The organism is Actinoplanes sp. NBRC 101535, from assembly GCF_030269225.1.
GTDB lineage: Bacteria > Actinomycetota > Actinomycetes > Mycobacteriales > Micromonosporaceae > Actinoplanes > Actinoplanes rectilineatus.
On the sequence record NZ_BSSY01000014.1, the window covers coordinates 14,544 to 33,183 of the forward strand.

General features: G+C 70.9%; 17 protein-coding genes. 6 read left to right on the forward strand and 11 right to left on the reverse strand.

Annotated elements, in window-relative coordinates:
- Position 1 precedes the first annotated feature (1 nt).
- The gene (locus QSK32_RS31625) at positions 2-1,630 is read right to left on the reverse strand and encodes a S8 family serine peptidase (protein ID WP_045741997.1); all 1,629 of its coding nucleotides are present in this window, start codon (positions 1,628-1,630) and stop codon (positions 2-4) included.
- A 126-nt stretch (positions 1,631-1,756) separates the two neighbouring features.
- Here QSK32_RS31625 and QSK32_RS31630 point away from each other — a divergent pair, with 126 nt between their 5' ends.
- Entirely contained in the window at positions 1,757-2,191 is a 435-nt protein-coding gene (locus QSK32_RS31630) for a nitroreductase family deazaflavin-dependent oxidoreductase (RefSeq protein WP_045741998.1), read from the forward strand.
- Positions 2,192-2,240: 49 nt separating this feature from the next.
- On the opposite strand, the gene QSK32_RS31635 is transcribed toward QSK32_RS31630, so the two are convergent.
- The 5 genes from QSK32_RS31635 to QSK32_RS31655 form a co-directional block, all read right to left on the reverse strand.
- Positions 2,241-2,621 (reverse strand): DUF1540 domain-containing protein, encoded by a 381-nt coding sequence (locus tag QSK32_RS31635; RefSeq protein ID WP_425394643.1) that lies wholly within the window; start codon positions 2,619-2,621, stop codon positions 2,241-2,243.
- A 121-nt stretch (positions 2,622-2,742) separates the two neighbouring features.
- Positions 2,743-3,966, reverse strand: a complete 1,224-nt coding sequence (locus QSK32_RS31640) for an adenylosuccinate synthetase (protein ID WP_285473936.1) — start codon at positions 3,964-3,966, stop codon at positions 2,743-2,745.
- The gene (locus QSK32_RS31645; protein WP_045742001.1) at positions 3,963-4,922 is read right to left on the reverse strand and encodes a hypothetical protein; all 960 of its coding nucleotides are present in this window, start codon (positions 4,920-4,922) and stop codon (positions 3,963-3,965) included. The genes QSK32_RS31640 and QSK32_RS31645 overlap by 4 nt, the downstream gene beginning before the upstream one ends.
- Positions 4,923-4,932: 10 nt before the next feature.
- Entirely contained in the window at positions 4,933-5,886 is a 954-nt protein-coding gene (locus QSK32_RS31650; RefSeq protein WP_045742002.1) for a hypothetical protein, read from the reverse strand.
- Complete coding sequence (locus tag QSK32_RS31655) at positions 5,883-6,632, reverse strand: NUDIX hydrolase (RefSeq protein WP_285473937.1); 750 nt, start codon at positions 6,630-6,632, stop codon at positions 5,883-5,885. The genes QSK32_RS31650 and QSK32_RS31655 overlap by 4 nt, the downstream gene beginning before the upstream one ends.
- A gap of 286 nt (positions 6,633-6,918) precedes the next feature.
- Here QSK32_RS31655 and QSK32_RS31660 point away from each other — a divergent pair, with 286 nt between their 5' ends.
- Positions 6,919-8,784 carry a hypothetical protein gene (locus QSK32_RS31660; RefSeq protein WP_285473938.1) on the forward strand — a complete coding sequence of 622 codons (1,866 nt, stop codon included), beginning with the start codon at positions 6,919-6,921 and terminating at the stop codon, positions 8,782-8,784.
- A 67-nt stretch (positions 8,785-8,851) separates the two neighbouring features.
- On the opposite strand, the gene QSK32_RS31665 is transcribed toward QSK32_RS31660, so the two are convergent.
- Positions 8,852-9,523 carry a hypothetical protein gene (locus QSK32_RS31665; RefSeq protein WP_285473939.1) on the reverse strand — a complete coding sequence of 224 codons (672 nt, stop codon included), beginning with the start codon at positions 9,521-9,523 and terminating at the stop codon, positions 8,852-8,854.
- Positions 9,524-9,752: 229 nt separating this feature from the next.
- On the opposite strand from QSK32_RS31665, the gene QSK32_RS31670 reads away from it, so the two are divergent.
- On the forward strand, positions 9,753-11,750 hold the full coding sequence (locus QSK32_RS31670) for a S8 family peptidase (RefSeq protein ID WP_285473940.1): 1,998 nt from the start codon (positions 9,753-9,755) through the stop codon (positions 11,748-11,750).
- A gap of 59 nt (positions 11,751-11,809) precedes the next feature.
- Here the strand turns inward: QSK32_RS31670 and QSK32_RS31675 are convergent, their stop codons facing one another.
- Positions 11,810-12,541: a hypothetical protein gene (locus QSK32_RS31675; RefSeq protein ID WP_285473941.1), complete on the reverse strand. Its 732-nt coding sequence runs from the start codon at positions 12,539-12,541 to the stop codon at positions 11,810-11,812.
- A 329-nt stretch (positions 12,542-12,870) separates the two neighbouring features.
- Between QSK32_RS31675 and QSK32_RS31680 the strand changes: the two genes are divergently transcribed.
- The 3 genes from QSK32_RS31680 to QSK32_RS31690 all read left to right on the forward strand — a co-directional run bounded on the left by QSK32_RS31680 (position 12,871) and on the right by QSK32_RS31690 (position 13,940).
- The gene (locus QSK32_RS31680; RefSeq protein ID WP_045742008.1) at positions 12,871-13,113 is read left to right on the forward strand and encodes a hypothetical protein; all 243 of its coding nucleotides are present in this window, start codon (positions 12,871-12,873) and stop codon (positions 13,111-13,113) included.
- 96 nt (positions 13,114-13,209) lie between these two features.
- The gene (locus QSK32_RS31685) at positions 13,210-13,635 is read left to right on the forward strand and encodes an AbrB/MazE/SpoVT family DNA-binding domain-containing protein (protein ID WP_211275354.1); all 426 of its coding nucleotides are present in this window, start codon (positions 13,210-13,212) and stop codon (positions 13,633-13,635) included.
- Positions 13,632-13,940 carry a hypothetical protein gene (locus tag QSK32_RS31690; RefSeq protein WP_045742009.1) on the forward strand — a complete coding sequence of 103 codons (309 nt, stop codon included), beginning with the start codon at positions 13,632-13,634 and terminating at the stop codon, positions 13,938-13,940. Before QSK32_RS31685 ends, QSK32_RS31690 begins: the two co-directional genes overlap by 4 nt.
- Here QSK32_RS31690 and QSK32_RS31695 read toward each other — a convergent pair.
- Genes QSK32_RS31695 through QSK32_RS31705 form a run of 3 tightly spaced genes read right to left on the reverse strand, consistent with a single transcriptional unit; the run spans position 13,937 to position 18,532 of the window.
- Positions 13,937-15,088: a VWA domain-containing protein gene (locus QSK32_RS31695; RefSeq protein ID WP_285473942.1), complete on the reverse strand. Its 1,152-nt coding sequence runs from the start codon at positions 15,086-15,088 to the stop codon at positions 13,937-13,939. The two genes, QSK32_RS31690 and QSK32_RS31695, sit on opposite strands and share 4 nt — an antisense overlap.
- Positions 15,085-17,478, reverse strand: a complete 2,394-nt coding sequence (locus tag QSK32_RS31700) for a DUF5682 family protein (protein WP_285473943.1) — start codon at positions 17,476-17,478, stop codon at positions 15,085-15,087. Before QSK32_RS31700 ends, QSK32_RS31695 begins: the two co-directional genes overlap by 4 nt.
- Positions 17,471-18,532 (reverse strand): ATP-binding protein, encoded by a 1,062-nt coding sequence (locus tag QSK32_RS31705; protein ID WP_285473944.1) that lies wholly within the window; start codon positions 18,530-18,532, stop codon positions 17,471-17,473. The genes QSK32_RS31700 and QSK32_RS31705 overlap by 8 nt, the downstream gene beginning before the upstream one ends.
- Between the last annotated feature and the right edge of the window lie 108 nt (positions 18,533-18,640).

Here is an 18,640-nt window from a genome sequence, read left to right on the forward strand (position 1 = left end):
TTCAGGCCGTGACGGTCCCGCTGGTGACGCCCTGCACGGCCTTGGTGGACGCCAGCACCACGCGGTACGTTCCCCCGCTGACCAGGCCGGTCATCTTCTGGCTGCCGGCCGCCTTGACGGTCCGCACGGTCTTCCAGGTCTTCTTGACGTACTGCTGGACGGTCAGTTGCTGTCCGGACGCGCCGGTCACCTTGACGGTGATCGCGCCCTTGGCGCTGCGGACCGCGGTGACCGCCGCTTTCACGCTGTACGCCGAGGTGACCGCCTTGGCGCCGGTCATGCCGACGCGTACCCGGAAGGGCTCGTTGGCGACCCGGGTCACCGCGTACGTGCCGGTCGTGCTGAGGGTGACCGTGCCGCATGTCCAGGCGCCGCCGTTGACCTGCAGGCAGGACGACGCGGTCTTGCCGGAGGCCGCCTTGCCGCCGTCGGTGACCTTGAAGGTGGTGACCGTCTTGGTGCCGTAGACGACGGTCTTCGTGGCGACACTGGTGCTGATCATCGGGCCGGCCGCGGCGGTGAGCGCGGCGTCGATGTCGATCCGGCCGTACCCGTAGTCCTTGTCGAAGCCGGCGGCGCCCAGGTCCACCGACGACTGTTCGAGGATCGCCTCGATCTGGTCCGGGGTGAGGGCCGGGTGCGCCGCCCGGAGGATCGCTGCGGCCGCGGCGACGTGCGGTGACGCCATCGAGGTGCCGTCCATGTACGCGTACGCGTTGGCGCTGTTCTTGCCGGTGGTGAGCGCAACCGGATAGGTGCTGAGGATGTTGCCGCCCGGCGCGGACACGTCGACGTAGCTGCCGTTGTTGGAGAAGGTGGCGTATTTGTCCGCGGCGGTGGTGGCCGCGACGGCGATGACACCGTCGTTGGCCGCCGGGTAGCTGATCGGGCTGCCCTGGGCCCGCTCGTTGCCGGCCGCGGCGATCACGGTCACGCCCTTGCCCCGAGCGTAGGCGATCGCGCTGGTCAGGGCGGCGAGCGGTTTGGTGGCCCCGAGCGACATGTTGATCACGGTGGCGCCGTTGTCGGCGGCCCACACCACGCCCTGCGCGGTGTCCGACATGTATCCGCTGCCGTCCGCGCCGAGCGCCCGGACCGCCAGGATCTTGGCGTCCGGGGCGAAGCCGGCGACGCCGAGGTCGTTGCCGGTGACCGCGGCGATGGTGCCGGCCACGTGGGTGCCGTGACCGTTCTGGTCGGTGGTGCCGCCGGCCGTGTTGGTGATGGCGTCGAAGCCGCCGACCACCTTGCCGGCCAGGTCCGGGTGCGATTTGTCGACCCCGGTGTCGATCACCGCGACGGTGACGCCCGCGCCGGTGGACCGTTGCCACGCGGTCGGCGCCTTGATCTTGGCGAGGTCCCACTGCTTGCTGCTCAACTTGTCGTTGAGGGTGGGCACATCGGTGACGCGCACCGGGACGTCCAGCTCGGCGCCGGAGTCCATCGCCCGGATCACACCGATCGCGCTGACCTCACGGACCGAGATGACCGGGCGGCCCTCGGCGTCGAGGACGGTGCTCACCACCCGGGTGGTGCCGGGCGACGGCTGCGCTGCGGCGGGCACGGACGCGGCGGCCAGACCCGCGGTGGTGACGACCATGGCCAGGCTGCCGGTAAGGAAACGCCGCACTGAGTGGTCCTCCGCTCTCCGGTCCGGCCGTACCGGCCCGACCGGACCACCATCGCGGGTGGCGGGTGCGGGGGAGGGCCCGTGCGGTTGCGATCCGGTTGCGGCGACCGGACGTACGATCGGCCCATGCCGTTGACAGGGGAGTACGGTCCGAGCACCTCGGACTGGGCACGTGAGCAGGCAGAACTCTACGAGGCGACCGGAGGTGCCGAGGGTGGTGGCATCCAGGGGATGTCGATCATCGTATTGACGAGCGTCGGCGCGAAGACCGGGCTGTTGCGTAAGACGGCCCTGATGCGCGTCGAGCACGACGGTGAGTACGCGGTGGTCGGCTCGCTGGGTGGCAGCCCGAAGAACCCGGTGTGGGTGTACAACCTGCGGAAGAATCCCCAGGTCGAGCTCCAGGACCGGGAGGAGCGCCACGATTACACGGCGCGCGAGGTGTCCGGTGCCGAGCGGGACGTCTGGTGGGAGCGGTCGGTCGCGGCGTTCCCGAACTATGCGGAATACCAGCAGAAGACCGACCGGGTCATCCCGGTGTTCGTGCTGACCAAGGCCTAGACGCGGAGGAACCCGCCGTCCGAGGGGGCGGCGGGTTCGGCGCGGGCGGTCAGCCCTGCGCGTACGTCAGGCAGTCGGCCTTGTCACCGGAGGCACCCACGGTGATGGCCGGCGCGCGGCACTCGAGGTTCTGGTTGTAGGTGCAGTCGGCCCGCTTGCAGGCCCCGACCTGGGCGGTGGCGACACCCATGCCGCCCTGCTCGCCCGAGCCGATGAAGGTGTCGCACTCGGCGGTGCTCAGCGATCCGATCGTGATCGCGAAGGCGGTACAGCCGTCGTGGTTGTAACCGCACTCGGCGACCGTACAGGTCTGCACGCGCGGCATGTTCATCATCTGCGTCACGGTAACCAACTCCTGCGAATCGTCATTGTCGGTGCTGCCGACGATAACCCCGTCATGGAGTCGATTTCCAGTTGTGCGCGTGATCAACCGTTAAAGATTCGTCTCATTAGGTAAGGCGGCCCTATGTCATTTAGGTAAGGCAATCCTTTGCTGCGGTAAGCCATTCCTGAGGCTTCTGAGGTGCGCATCTGTTCGAAAGTGACCGGATTCAGCGGCTGGTGGTTTGGAGCGGCGAATCCAGGGTACGCATGATTTTATCGCCGGATCCGGGACCATGGGATTCCACGGTGACGGGCGCTCCGAGCAATTCTGAAATAGCGGCCGACCAGTCATCCGGGCGGTGCAGGGAATCGGGCACGGCGCGGTTCAGCCGCCCGGTCAGACGCTCCTGGAAATCCAGATCGCGGAACGCCCCCGGGACGATCCGGTCCCAGGACCGTCCGTCCACCCGGTACGACGTGCAGACCCGCAGCCCCGGACAGCGCGGCGGGACGTCCAGGTGCGTGACCGCCAACTCGTCGACCCCGCCGGCCACCTCGACGGCGTACCGGTGGGCGACCGCGTCGAAATGCCCGGACCGGAACGCGCCCTGCCACTCGTCGCGCCCGTTGTGCGCCTCCGGCAGATCCAACCCGGGCGCCTCGGTCACGAACGGGCCGGCCCCGTGCCGGGTGGTGTACGTGCGCACCACGCCCAGCCGCCGGAACGACGGGCACAACTCGTCCACGTTGCCGAACGTCGTCGTCGACCAGGTGGTGTACGGGTGCCAGCCCCGCCACTCGTCGAGCAGCACCCCCTGCGCGCCCTCGAACACGCACGGCCCCTCGGACAGCAGCCGGCCGGTGAACTCCGCGCCGACGATCCGGACCACCGAACCGAACGCGGTGAAGGCGTCCACCACGTCGTCGAGCGGGACACCGTGCGGATCCAGTGCCTCCCGGACCTGCGCCAGGCGACGGCGCAACCGCCGGGGGGAGAGCACGTCGGCGACCCGCGGGGCGTTCGCGTGCTCCGACGCGTACGCCATGGTCTCGCCGACGCCCATGCCGCACGAACCGTGCCGGTCCGCACCCCGCGCGAGTTCCCGCCGGTGATTCGCCGCCCGATGCCACGGAGTCGCGAGCAGGGCGTCACCGTCGACCGTGAGCAGGTCGAACGGGTGCCCCAGCGCCGCCGCCTCACCGGCCAGCGCCAGCGGATCCACCACGGTGAACCGGGTCAGATGGGTCGGCACGCCCCGCAGCGTCCCCGACCCGAACTGGGCGAACGTGTGATGCCGGCCGGACTCGGTGACCACGTTGTGCGCGGCCTGAGCTCCCCCGTTGAAGCGCAGGACGGCCCGGACCCGCCCGGCGGCGCAGAGCGCGTCCACCACCGTGCCCTTGCCGGCGTCGCCGTAGCCCAGATCGACCAAGGCCACATGCTCGGTCACAGCCGCTTGTTCCCGCTCTGCCCGGCGGTGATCTCGAACGGCGCGCTGCGTACCGCCGCGGTGCGCTGCAGCGGGGCGAGCGCCCGGCCCACCGACGTGCCCGCCGCCGACCCCAGATCGGCCAGGTCGGCGATGCCCTCGTGCAGGTCGATCGCGTCCTCGCCGAGACCGACGGTCAGCGCGATCGTCTCGCAGACCGCGTCCAGGTCGTCGAGTTCCAGCACGTTCTGCCCGAGCAGCTCGCGCCAGCGGGCCAGCACCTCGGCGTCGCCGCCCCAGCCGGCCGCGGTCGGCAGGATGTAGTAGACGTCGTACTTGCGGCGCAGCTCCTCGAGGATCTCCTCGACCCTGATCGGCTGCCGCAGTTCGTCGCCGAGGACCGTGCGCACCTCCCGCGGCTTGACCTGCGGGTAGGGCAGCTCGTCGCCGATGATGAACAGATAACCCCGCCGGCCGCGATTGATCATCGAGTCCAGGATCGTGTGCCGGGCCATGAAATAGAGCGCCAGCTCGTAGGACTCGCGCTTCTGCCCGCCACCGCCACCCTCCAGCAGGATCCGGGCCAGTTGCTCGTCCATCCGGTTGTCCGACTCGAACTGTCCCACCTGCAGCGGCGCCCGGTCACAGGTGGCGTCGCCGATCGCACCGAACATGATCTGCGGGTCGATCGCGTAGTTCTTGCGGGTCAGCAGGCCCAGCAGCTGCGGCAGTTTGGTCTGCAGCACCCGGGGCACGGTGCCCATCGAGCCGGTCACGTCGAACAGGACGGCGATCGGCGTACTGAACGGGTGATCGTCGGAGTCCCGGCTCTCCCGCATGAAGACCCCCTGCGGGTCCAGGTCCGGGTGCGTCGTGCGGGCCCCGCTGTCGCTGTACGCGAAAGCGCTGGTCCCGGAGGCGGCCCGGTAGGTGGCCGCAGCGCTGTAGACATCGGTGGACCAGTGTCCGCTTCCCATGAGTTCCTCCTCAGTTCCGGTACCGCTGGGGGATGAGCTCGTCCAACTCGGCCAGCAGCGCCCAGGCGTCCTGCGGCCGCATCCGCGGGGCGGCGTACCGGCAGCCGTCCGCGAAACGGCGCAGCGCCACGGGCGCGCTGGGGCCCATCAGGCGGGTCATCAGGCCGGCCGCCATGAAGATGTCCGTGGCGGGACCGGCGATCCGGTCGTGCAACACCTCCGGCGGGTAGGCGGCCTCTCGTGCCTTTACTATCGCTCTCGGTCGATCCCCCGCATAGCACCAGTCGACCAGGACCAGCCCGCGGCGTGCCGGATCGATCAGAATGTGCGACTCCAGGACCGCCCCGTGGACCACGCCGGCCCGGTGCGCCCACCCGAGCACGGTCAGCAGGCGCCGCCACACCCAGAGCACCGTGCCGAGGTCCGCCTGCCCGGCCGGTGGCAGGCTCACCATGCCGCGCCGGCGCTCCAGCACGTTGACGATCCGCCGCCGGCGCTGCCCGTCCTCGTGCACGAAACTCTCGATCAGCCGCGGCACGTAGGGCCGGAACCGCGGGTCGCCGGTGTTCCACAGTCGCCGCAGGGCGTCCGCCTCGGCCTCCATCAGGTCGTTGTCGGCCGGATCCCGCGGGATCTTCAACAGGGCGTCGCCGGAGGCGTGCAACTCGGCGACGTCACCGGTCGCGAAGAGACGGCCCAGGTGGTAGGTGCCGTGCCGGGTGGCGATCACCGGATCGGGCGCCCGCTGATGCGCCGCGTTCGGTGGCTCGGCGCGCTTCTCGTAGAGGATCGAGAGCTTGGCGAAGGCGTCCGTCGCGGTCACCCTCTGCGCCGCGCTCACGGCATCCGGGTGCACGATCCTCGCCCATCGACGGTACGCCTGACGTGAGCTCGCGTCGTTCGTCAGATCGTCGAAACTGTTCGCGGTCCGGATGCAGGCGACCGCCTCGTCGAACGTGATCATCGAACCCGGTCCTCTCTGTCGGGTCGCAGCAGAGCGGGGTGCAGCAGCTTCGCGTCCCCGGCCCGGTACAGCCTGGCCTTCGGGCCGCCCCGCTCCCCGCCGCGCGCCGAGGTCTCGCCGGTGCTCTCCACGAACCCCGGCACGGACAGCACCTTGCGGTGGAAGTTGCCGGCGTGCAGGTCCTCGCCCCACACTGCCGCGTAGACCTGACGCAGATCGCCGATGGTGAACTCGGGCGCGGTGAACGCGGTGGCCAGCGGCGTGTACTCGAGCTTCGACCGGGCCCGCTCCAGCCCGTCGGCGAGCACCGCGTCATGGTCGAACGCCAGCCCGGTGGCCTCGTCGACGGGCACCCAGTAGGCACCCGCGGCGTCCGAGCCGGCGGTGGGGTCGGGCAGGCTGGGCGCGAATGCGAGGTAGGCCACCGAGACGATCCGCATGCGCGGGTCCCGGCCGGGGTCGCCGTAAGAGCGCAGCTGCTCCAGATGCACCCGGGCCAGCTCGCCCTCACCGGGCTTGAGCCCGGTCTCCTCGCCGAGCTCCCGCAGCGCCGCCTCGTCGAGCGTCTCCGCCTTGACGAACCCGCCGGGGAGTGCCCGCTGTCCGGCGAACGGCGGGGCGCCACGCTCGACGAGCAGCACACAGAGCCGCCCGTCCCGGATGGTCAGCGCCACCACGTCGACGGTCACCGCGATGGACGGATAACGCCCCGGGTCGTAACCCGCCAGGTAGCTCGCCTCGTCCATCGCCGCGTCCGTTCTTCTCAGTGTCAGTAATACTCAGTACGAGTAAGACTCAATCTGAGAAGAACATAGCGCGGCCCGTTGCGGGTGTCAATCGCTCTGCCTGGTGCGGCGGATGTTAGGGCCGCTGGGGGCGATCTGTCTGATATATGAGGATGTTTGTGACTTTTGGTCATTGAACCACTGCGAATAGTTACGCTTCCGGCGAGACGGCCCGCCGTCTTTGATGCGCGAGCGGGCCCTACCAATCCACGAAATGCGGTTCGTAGAGACCGTTGGAGGACCCCGCATGCGCAAGTCCCAAGCTCGATCCGGCCGCCGGCTCTTCACAGCCGGTGCCGCCATGGCGGTCGTGTCCGCCGCGGCGCTGGCCGGAGCATCCCCCGCCTTCGCCGGCGCGACGCTGGCACTCAGCACGTCCCAGGTGGCGGTTGCCGGTGGCACCATCGTCTACATCTCCGGTGGTACCGGTCTCGCCAGCACCCAGGGTATTCGCTTCATCCCGTCGACCGTCGTCTCGTGCCCGGCGAACTACAACACCGCGCAGGCCGACTCGGTCGACGGTGGCCTGATCACCGCCGCGAGCACCGCGCTGGCGTACGTCTCGACCCCGGCACTGCCGGCCGGCACCTACAAGCCGTGCATCTACGCCGATGCGACCACCGGTGCCGCCTTCGCCACGGACACCTTCATCACCACCGGCGGCAACTTCACGGTCACGGCGGTGCCGTTCGCCACGCTCGGCGCGACCACCGGTCAGCCGGCCGACAAGGTCACCCTGACCACGCCGACGGCGTCCCTCACCGGCACCACCTATGCCACCCAGTTCGTGGCCGGGACGGTCTGTCCCGCGACCTACACCGCCGCGAGCACCACCAACATCGTGGCCGTGACGGTGAAGACGTCGACCTCTGTCCTCACCGTCACCGTGCCGACGACGGTCGTCGCCGGCACGGCCTACTCGATCTGCTCCTACAACGGGACCACGGCGGGCACCAGCACCCTGCAGGTCCGGGGCAGCACGACCTTCGCGTCGTATGACAAGACCCTGCCGGTGACCACGCTGAGCCCGAACAACGGCGCCTCGACCACCGCCACCACGGTGATCGCCACCGTGCCGACGGCGGCGGCCTCCTTCACCGGAACCCCGGACGCCATCGTCAGCCGGTGGAGCTGCCCGCTGACCCGCCCGGCCACCTCGGCCCTGAACGCGGCGCCCAACGTGGAGCCGTACTCGGCGACGATGAACCGGATCTCGACGACCCGGGCCGCCATCACCATCCCGGTCAGCGTGATGGTCGGCGGGATGGACACCTCCACGCCGTGGAACGTCTGCATCTACGCCTCCAACAGCACCGGTGCCGCGCTCCTCACCGCGCCGGCCGTCTACTCGGTCGCTCCGGCGGTCGACCTGACCAACCTCAAGTTCGCGGTCGGCTCGAGCAACCCGGCGACCACCGGCTCCGGCCCGGCCCAGGGCAACTCCAGCGTCACCTTCTCCGGCCTCACCGGCATCCCGACCACGGTCGGTTCCGTGCTGAGCGCGTCGTTGGGTAGTAGCCCGATCACCATCACCAAGGTGAACAGCAGCAGCTCCTTCACCGGAACCACGAGCGCGCACGCCGCGGGTGCGGTGAACCTGAGCATCACCACGGCCGCGGGCACCAAGACCACGTCGGCCAAGCCGTACACCTACACGTACGGCATCACGGTCACGCCGAACACCGCTCCGGCCGGCACCAACAACACCTACCTGGACATCACCGGCGCCGGCTTCAGTGCGCTGACCTGGGGTGCGACGCCGACTACCGGCAACCCGTTGACCCCTGGCAGCGCCTACATCTTCCTGACCGGCAACGCCTGGAACAACCAGACGTTCGCCACCGGTACAGCGGCGTTCAACGCCACGGCGGCCCCGGTCGCCCTGTGCAAGACTCCGCTCCCGATCAGCGACACCGAGGTGATCTGCACCCTGGACCTGGCGAACACGCTCACCGCCGCGACCAACAACGTGACGATCACCGCGGCGAACGTTCCGCAGGGCGCCTACACGGTGACCGTCGTCAACGATGGTGGCACCACCGCTCTGCTGGCGACCAGCTACAACTTCTCCACCGTGGCCTCCACCGCGACCTTCACGGTCGGCCCGTACTGATCGATCGGTTCCTGACGTAACCACGGCAGCGGCCCGGGGCTTCGGCTCCGGGCCGCTGTCGTGCGTCTCAGTCCATGCTGCGCCAGTTCTTCTCGACGATGTCGACGGCCTTGTCCCGGGACGGCTTGCCCTCGGGGTCGACCACGATGGCGACCACGCTCTTCGTCGCCGTCGTCCGCCAGCACATCAGCATGTTGTCCTTCTTGGCGGGCTTCGGGTTGGTGGCGAACTTGAAGGTCTGCGAACACGGGACGTCCCGGTGCTCCTTGATCCCGCCGGCCACGTACGCGAGTTCCTTCTGGCCGGTGAGGTCGCCGTGCGCGGTGTAGACCCGCACGATGCCGCCCCCGTCGAGGGATCCCTTGGTCGTCATCTTGACGTCGTCGGCGGTCGCGGAGACCTTGGGGGCGACGGGGCGGTCCACCTTCACGCCGTCCTCGGCCATCTTGCGGCGGGCCTCGTCGATCGCCGAGGCGGCCTCGGAGGGGACGGGCTCCGGCGTCTCCTCCGCCTTCCTCGTCTCCTTCGGTTCCTTCGTGGGGGAGGCGCCGGCGCTCTCGGGCGGTGAGGCGGACGGGACGGCGGCGGCGCTGGTGGCGAGGACCCGCACGTCCTGTGCCGTGGTGTCGTCGTCGCTCTGGCTGCTGATCAGGTAGGCGCCTCCGCCCAGGACCACGGCCAGGCCCGCGGCGCCGACCGCCAGAAGGCGGCCGGGCTGCCGGTTGTGGTGTCTGCTCATCAGGATGTTCCTCTGGTCTCGGCGGGCGGCCCGCGGTCGGGCGGGCCCGGAAACCCCATGCTGTCAACGCAACCGACATACCGGGTTGAATCCGGCAAGTGCGTCCCTGAGAGTTCGCTGGTCGCAGCCGAACCGGGCCGGTGCAACCCACGTGCAACCGAAGGAGTCCTGGGCCTTCCCCGCGCCCCGCCGATGATCGTCTTCGTTGTCGACGGAGGGAACTCGGGGAATGAAGGTTCAGCTGCGCCGGTACGCTGCCGGAGCCGTTGCCGCGGGTGCGCTCGCGGCCGTCGGGGTCCTCGCCCTGCCCACCGCGAGCGCCGCCTGGGAGCCCGTCACCTACGGCCTGAGCCAGAGCCCGGAGCAGCTGCTCCCGGCGGTGGTGTCGGTGGCTGCTCCGGCCCGGGTGGTCAGCACCACGGTCGGCGACGACGGGCGGCCGGTCGTCACGGTCACCGAGGCGACCGACAAGAAGACCGCCGTGAAGCTGGTCGAGGCGGGTCAGCGGGCGGACGACGCGGTCAGTGTCGAGGTCGACGCCGAGGTCAGCGCGCTCGACGTGCCCGCCGACAACGACCCGTACCGCGGCCAGCAGTGGGATCTCGGCAAGATCCGGGTGGGCGATGCCTGGAAGCAGTCCACCGGCGCGGGTGTGGTCGTCGCGGTGCTGGACACCGGGGTGGACGCGGCGCACCCGGATCTGGCCGGTCACGTGCTGGACGGCTACGACGCGATCACCGACTCCGCGGGCGGCGGCACCGACACCCAGGGCCACGGCACCCACGTGGCGGGCACGATCGCCGCCGCCACCGGCAACGGGGTGGGCGTCGCCGCGGTCGCCCCGGACGTGCGGATCCTGCCGGTGCGGGTCCTCGGCACGGACGGCACCGGGTACATGTCGGACACCGCCGAGGGCATCATCTGGGCCGCCGACCACGGTGCACAGGTGATCAACATGTCGCTGGGCGCGTCGGCCAAGGTCACTGCGGTGACCAATGCCATCGCGTACGCCCGGAGCAAGGGTGTGACAGTCGTGGCGGCGGCCGGCAACAGCCGTGCGCAGGGCAGCCCGGTCAACTATCCGGGGGCGGACGCGGGTGTCATCGGGGTCGCCGCCACCGACTCCACCGACACGGTCGCGAGCTACTCGAACGCGGGCGACTACGTGGACGTGGCGGCACCGGGCAGCGGCATCCTCAGCACGTACCCGACGGCCAAGGGCAACGGGTACGCCTACATGAACGGCACGTCGATGGCGACGCCGCACGTGGCGGCGGTGGCGGCGCTGCTCAAGGCGTTCCAGCCGAGCCTGACGCCGGACGGGATCGAGAGTGCGCTGGAGTCGTCCGCCGTGGACCTGGGGGCGGCCGGCAGGGACAACGACTACGGGTACGGGCGGATCGACGCGGCGGCCGCACTGGCCGCGGTGACGCCGGCCGGCAGCACCCCGACGACAGCTCCCACGACGACAGCTCCCACTACTGCTACGACAACGGCTCCGACGACCGAACCCACCACTGCGGCCCCGACCACCGAACCGACCACGGCGGCGCCGACCGTCGCCCCGACGACCGAACCCACCACTGCGGCGCCGACGACCGCCCCGACGACCGCTGCCCCCACCACGGCCCCGACGAGTGTCGCTCCGACCACCAAGGCTCCGACGACCGCGCCCACCCCGGTCAAGACGGTCGCCAAGGTCAAGCCCGTCGTGACCAGCAACGTCAGCACCCGTGAGGTCGCCTACGGCACCGCCACCTCCACCACGTTCACCGTGAGACTGTCCGGCAAGGCGTACGCGGGCAAGGTCGTCTCGGTCTGTGTCACCGAAGCGGGTGCCGCGGTCCGCTGCACCAGCGCCCAGACCACCACCGCCGGCACGGTGGTCGTGAACCGTCCCGGCACCGCCGGATTCCGGGTCTACCTGAGCGTCCCCGAGTCGGAGACCGCACTGGCCGCCACGTCGCCGACCGCGACCTGGACCGTCCGGGCGAAGGTGGCCGCGGCCCGCTCCGCCAAGGGCGTGATGACGGTGACACTGACCGGTGTCGCCGGCCAGACCGTGCAGGTGCAGCAGCTGGCGGGCGGCAGGTGGACGACCGTCGGAACGTTCCCCGCGGCGGCCAGGACGACGGTCAACGGCCTGACGGCGAACCAGAAGTACCGCGTGGTCGTACCCGACACGATCGCCGTTCTGGGGGTGACCAGCACGACCGTGACGACCTGACCATGCGGATGAGGGCCGGTGCTCCGCGGGGAGCGCCGGCCTTCACTGTGCGGCGGGGTCTAACCGAGCCGCGCCCACTCCTTGCCGATGATGTCCACGCTCGACGCGGTGGGTGGCTTCCCGGTCGGCACCACCGCCATCGTCACCACGCTGCGGGCCTTCGACGTGCGCCAGCAGAGCAGCAGCGTCGGCTTCTCCCCGGTGTCCGTGCCGGTGCTCATCCGCACCTTGCTGGTGCAGTGCACGCCGCCGCCGACCGCCTGGCCGTCGTCCGCGGCGAGCAGCATGTCCCGCTCGCCGGTCAGGTCGCGCTGCGCGGTCACGATCCGGATCGTCCCGGTGCCGAGCAGCTCGGTGCGTTCGTTGACCGGGCCGTTGCTGAGCACGGTGACGTCGCCCCGGGACTGTTCCGGTGTCTCGGTCCCGGCCATCGTCTCCGCCGTGACGGACGGGGACGGGCTCGGAGGCGCCGGGCTGGCCTCCACCGGTGCCGCCGGAACCGTCGACTTGGACGTCGGCGTGGGGACGGGGGAGTCCACCGGCTCGGGGTCCGGTTCGTCGACGGGCACGGTGGTCTGCGGCGCCAGGGCCGCGGGTGCGGGCATCTCCGGCTGTTCGGTGTTCAGGAACTGGCTTGCCGCGAACGTCGCCCCGGCGAGCAGGGCTGCCGCTCCGGCCGCGCCGACCACGGCCTGCTTGCGGCGCCGGTTGCGGCGTTCGGGCGTGGTGGCCGCGGCCGAGGCGTACAGGCCGCTCGGGGATATCGGGTCGTGGAGTTCGTCGTCGGCCATGTCACCGTCCTCCGGGTGTGGTGAGGCATATGTGAAACCCCATGCTCCCAAAGACTGGTACATATCGGGCGGGAATCGACAGAACGCGAAAGGAACCGGCGTGCGCTGTCGCATTGTGGTCACCGGTGTCCCCGGCGCCCGATTCGGCTGCAGACCGGGCGATCGGCCCGGACACGATGGCACGATCGCCGTCACCCGGACAGGGAGCCACCGTCCCCCACGGTTGACCCGGAAACGATGCACGCGCACTGTGTTGGGACACGGGTCCGCTGGCGGGCGGATCCGAAGGGGGAGGCCCTCGTGCGCTCTGCTGCGTTCCGGAACCGCCTATGACGGCGACCACCGGCCATGCCGAGGATCAGGCGGAACACGTCCCGGCCCGGCCGTCATGGGACTGCACGTCGTGCGGCCGGCCATGGCCGTGCGACCCGGCCCGGGAACGCCTGGCGGTCGGTCTGGGCCGGATCGAACTGGCGGTCCTGATGTGGGACCACCTCGAGGAGGCGGCCCGGGACATGCCGCACACCCCGGCGTCGGAGCTCTTCGACCGCTTCCTGCGCTGGACCAGCTGACCCACTGACCCACGCAGGCCGCGTCGGTTCGCGCGGCATTGCTGCAATGCAGCAATGCCGCTTGGCGGCGAGGATCGGGGTCTGCATACTCGATGAATGGACGAGACTCCGCGCGATACGGGAGCCGGCCGGCGCTCACGCAGCGTCGGCAGGAGAAATGTCAGGGCGGTGCGGCGGACCGTCAAAGACCTCACTGGTGGCGCGTTCGGGCAGGACCCCGGGGCGGCGACCCGCTACCACGGTTTCGTCTCCGTCCAATCCCGTGGCACCGTGGCGTTGCCGCCTGAAGTTCGCAGGCGCTACGGCCTCAACGAGCCCGGCTCTCAGGTGGAGATCACCGAGCGCAGCGACGGCGTCCTGGAACTTCGTCCCACCATCGCGATACCAGCCAGCCAGCAGTGGTTCTGGGAAAAACGGTGGCAGGAGGGCGAGCGCCGGGCGGATGCCGACATCGCTGCCGGGCGAACCACGACCTACGAGAACGTCGACGACTTCATGGATAGCCTGGATCTCGGAGAGTGAAGTTCGACAAGACCGACGAATTCGCCACCGACTGGAAGTCGATGCCGGTCGAGCATCGACGTATCTTTCGTGCTCTCATGCCTCGGTTCAACGCCGCGTGTGAGGCGTATGTGGCCGACCCCGGTCGGTCCTGGCCTGCGAACCTGAGGGTCAAACCGATGCTGAAGACGACCGGCATCTGGGAGATGACCTGGTCGTTCTCAGGTCCCGACGGCCGTGCCACCTTCGAGTTCTTCCAGGTGGACGGTGAGACGGCAGTCAGATGGCGGCGTATCGGCCGCCACGGGATCTACGAGAATCCTTAGGCAGTGGCCGACGTCGTCGTGCCGGCGAAGGTTTGCAGGTCGCGGCGTTCGATGGCGGCGGCCATCAGATCCGGGAACGCGTCCGGGGTGCACGCGAACGCCGGGACGCCCAGGGCGGCGAGCGCCGCGGCGTTCTCCCGGTCGTACGCCGGAGCGCCCTCGTCGGAGAGCGCCAGCAACACCACGACCTGCACGCCGGCCCCGGTCACCGCGGCCACCCGCCGCAGCATCTCCTCCCGGGGCCCGCCCTCGTACAGGTCGCTGATCAGCACCAGGATGCTGTCCCGGGGCCGGGTGATCAGCTGCTGCGCGTACCCGAGTGCCCGCCCGATGTCCGTTCCGCCACCCAGCTGCGTGCCGAACAGCACGTCCACCGGGTCGCCGAGCTGGTCGGTCAGGTCCACCACCGCGGTGTCGAAGACGACCAGTGACGTCCGCAGCGACCGGATCGACGCCAGCACCGCCGCGAAGACACCGGCGAACACCACCGACGACGCCATCGAGCCGGACTGGTCCACGCAGAGCACCACGTCACGCTGGACGGCGGTGGTCCGCCGGGCGTACCCGACCAGTCGCTCCGGCACCACCGTCCGATGCTCGGGCAGGTAGTGCCGCAGGTTGGCGCGGATCGTCCGGTCCCAGTCGACGTCGGCGCTCCGGGGCCGCCCGGTCCGGGCCGCCCGGTTGAGCGCCCCGGTCACCGCGGTCCGCATCCGCTGGGCGACCCGGCTCTCCACCTGCTCGACGACGGTCCGGACGACCTGCCGCGCCGTCGCGACGGCGGTCGCCGGCATCACCCGGTTGAGGGAGAGCAGCGTGCCGACCAGGTGGACGTCCGGTTCGACCGCGGCCAGCATCTCCGGTTCGAGCAGCAGCCGGGTCAGGTCCAGCCGCTCGATCGCGTCGGCCTGCATGACCTGCACGACGGTGCTGGGAAAATGTTCCCGGATGTCGCCGAGCCAGCGGGCCACCCGGGGTGCCGACCCGCCCAGCCCGGCCGACCGCGGCGACGGCTCCCCGGCCCGGTCCGTGTCGTAGAGCGCCGCCAGCGCCGCGTCCATGGCCTGGTCCCGGCCCTCCACCGCGCCGAGCGGTTCGTCGGCGGGCGCGCCGAGGACCATCCGCCAGCGTCGTCGCCGTTCGGTCACGCGAACTCCTCGATGATCGGCTCCAGCCCCAGCAACGCACCGAGCACCGGCATCGGCAACACCGCCCGTGCATGATCGATCTCGGTCACCCGTCCTGTTCCGCCGACCGTGCCGCCGGCGATCCGCTCCCCGATGGCCCGCCGTTCCGCGGCGTCGAAACCGCCGAACGTGCGCCGCAACAGGGGCAGCACCCCGTCGAACGCCGCCGCCGGGATCTCCGCCAGCCAGTCGTCCACCAGGGCGAGCAGCGCCTCGTCGTGGACCAGCAGCAGACCGCCGCCGGCCAGGAAACCCTCCACCCAGGCGGCCGCGTGTGCGGGCGGCGTCCCACCGGTCAACGGCAACCGCAGGCGACGGCGCACCTCGGCCGCATCCAGCCGGCCGGCGTCCAGCAGCAGCCGCGTCAGCCGCCCGGCGAGCAGACCGTGCAGGCCGGGACGCACGGCGAGCGCCGCGACGGTGTCCAGCCACCGCTCCCGCAGACCCCCGTCGGCGAGCAGACCGACCGCCTGGTGCACCCGGTCCGTGCCGTCGCGCACCTGCCGCGCGGCCTCGTCGGAGAGCGAACCGGCCGCGGCGGGCAGACCGGCGCAGATCCGGCTCACCAGCCCGGCGGTCACCCCGATCAAACCCGCTTCCCGGGTACGCCTGACGTCGCCGTACCGCAATGTCCGCGCCAGGGCGGGCAGTGCCGCCATCAGGTGCAGCACATCCGCGTCGAGCGCGGCCCGAACGTCCAGGGCGGCGAGCACCGGCGGGTACGCCTCGTCCAGATCGGCCAGCAGGCACACCTCGACCAGTGCGGTGACCTCGGCCAGCGACGCCGCCTCCCGGGCCCGGCGGGCGACCACGGCCGTGGCGGCGGACACCACCGTGGAACCCCACATGCTGCCCTCGACCAGCCGCACCGCGAACTCGGGCTGCCAGCACAGACGCCACTCCTCCCGGAACGTGCCGGTGCCGCGACGGTTCCGGGAACGCTCGCCCCACGGCATGTCCAGCACGCGCAGCCGATGCAGCAGGCGACTGCGCCGTAGGTCGGTGTCCCGCCGCAGGTCGAGGTCGAGATCACGCCCGGCGGGATCCGGCCGCAGGCGTACGCTCCGCTGCTGCGCCGCCAGATCCCGGGCGAGCGGGACGGCCGGCATCGTCTCCGGCACCGTGCCGAGGCGTTCCCCGACCACGAGCCGCCGCGCGATCAGCTCCGAGCGCAGCGGTTCGCCGTCGCACAGCACCGCCTCGGCCGCCTCGGTGACCTCGGCCAGTCCGGCGAGGGGCCGCCCGCGGAGCGCGGCCAGCGCCTGGGCGAGCCGGGTCGCCTCGATGACGTGCGCCGGGGACGTGGCCACACCTTCGTCCCGCAGTACTCCCGCAGCCGCCACCATCCACCGGGCCACCACCAGGTCCGCGCTGCTCCGGTCCGCGTTGTCCCGGTCCGGGCTGTCCCGATCCGGGCTGTTCTGGTCCGGGCTGCTCTGGTCCGTCTTGCTTCGATCCGTGCTCGTGGCGCTGTCGCCCGGTGAGCCGTCGTCCGTGGTTTCACCGCCCGCGGTGAACAGGTGGTGGTACCAGCCGGGGGAGCGGACCCCGGCGCCGTACCCGGACCAGGAGGCGAGACGCCCGTACGTCCACGGCACCCAGGTGAACGCCACCCTCCCCTTGCGGAGACCCCTGAGCAGCGCGGTGTCGTCCTTCGCCGTCGACCTGCGCAGGAGAGCCGGCACGTGCCAGGCCCCGCAGACCACGGCGATGTCACTGTGGCGGCGGCGTTCCGCCCGCAGCACCGTCCGCATGTGGGCCTCGCGCAGCAGGTCGTCCGGCGCCTCCGGGGACACCTCGCGGATCGCCGTCATCGCCTCCGTGATCGCCGCGAAGGCCGGCACGCCGCGATGCTCCACGACGTCCTCCCACCAGCGTTCCGGATCGTCGTACCCGGCCGCCGCGGCCAACTCCCCGATCGGATCCATCGGCCGGAGAAGCTGATCAGTCCCGGACGCCGCCGTCTCCCCGCGCGGATCCACCGGCTGCGGCGGCTGATCGGGCTCGGGCTCGGGTGCATTCGCCTCGGGCTGCGCGACGATGCGGTACGCGTACGGTAGATCGAAGAAACGCACCGGAACGCCGCGCCTGACCGCCCACCGCAAGGCCTGCCATTCCGGGGAGAAGACGGCGAACGGCCAGAAAGCGGCCCGGCCCGGATCGTCCACCGCGTAGCCCAGCAGCGCGACCGGCGGGCGCAGACCGTCGTCCGCCGCCCAGCGCACCAGATCACCGGCCTCCGGCGGCCCCTCGATCAGCAGGATTCCGGGCGGTTCCCGGTCGAGTTCCCGCAGCAGCGCCCGTGCCGAACCCGGCCCGTGATGGCGGATCCCGTAGAACCGTTCAGGCATCGCGGGCGGCCCGGTAGAAGTCGCGCCACCCGGACCGCTCCCGGACCACCGTCTCCAGGTATTCGCGCCAGACGACGTCGTCGGAGACCGGATCCCGGACCACCGCGCCGACGATGCCGGCCGCCACGTCACCGGGCCGCAGCGTTCCGTCGCCGAAATGGGCGGCGAGCGCCATCCCGCCGGTCACCACGGAGATGACCTCGGCGGTGGAGAGGGTTCCGGTCGGCGATTTCAGCCGGGTACGCCCATCCTCGGTGATCCCGGAACGCAGCTCCCGGAAGATCGTCACCACCCGGCGGATCTCCTCCAGTGCGGGCGGCACATCCGGTAGTTCCAGGGCGGCGCCGAGCTGCGCCACCCGCCGCACGACGATCTCCACCTCGGCGTCGGCGGACGCCGGCATCGGCAGCACGACCGTGTTGAACCGCCGTCGCAGGGCGCTGGACAGCTCGTTCACCCCGCGGTCCCGATCGTTGGCGGTGGCGATCAGGTTGAAGCCGCGTTGCGCCTGCACCTCGGTACCCAGCTCCGGCACGGGAAGCGTCTTCTCGGACAGAATGGTGATCAGCGCGTCCTGCACGTCGGACGGCACCCGGGTCAGCTCCTCCAGCCGGGCGATCGCCCCGGTCCGCATAGCCCGCATGATCGGCCCGGCGACCAGGGCGGCGTCACTGGGGCCGTCGGCGAGCAGCCGGGCATAGTTCCACCCGTACCGGATGGCCTCCTCGGCTGTTCCGGCCGTGCCCTGCACCAGCAGCGTGGAGTCACCGGAGATCGCCGCCGCCAGATGCTCGGACACCCAGGTCTTCGCCGTGCCGGGCACGCCGAGCAGCAGCAGCGCACGGTCGGTGGCGAGCGTCGCGACGGCCACCTCGATCAGCCGGCGCGGTCCGACGTACTTCGGTGTCACCTCGCGGCCGTCCCCCAGCAGATAGGTGACGACGGCCTGCGGCGACAGCCGCCAGCCCGGCGGCCGCGGCCGGTCGTCGGCGGCGGCGAGCCGGGCCAGTTCCGCCGCATACTGGTCCTCGGCGTGCGGTCGCAGTGCGGTCACCGGAACTCCTCGAGGACGGTGTGGTGGACGGCGGCGTCCGGAGCCGGCCGGGCCGCCGTGGTGGCCGGCGGTCGCCGGAACTGCTCGGACGTCCCGTAGTGGAAGGCA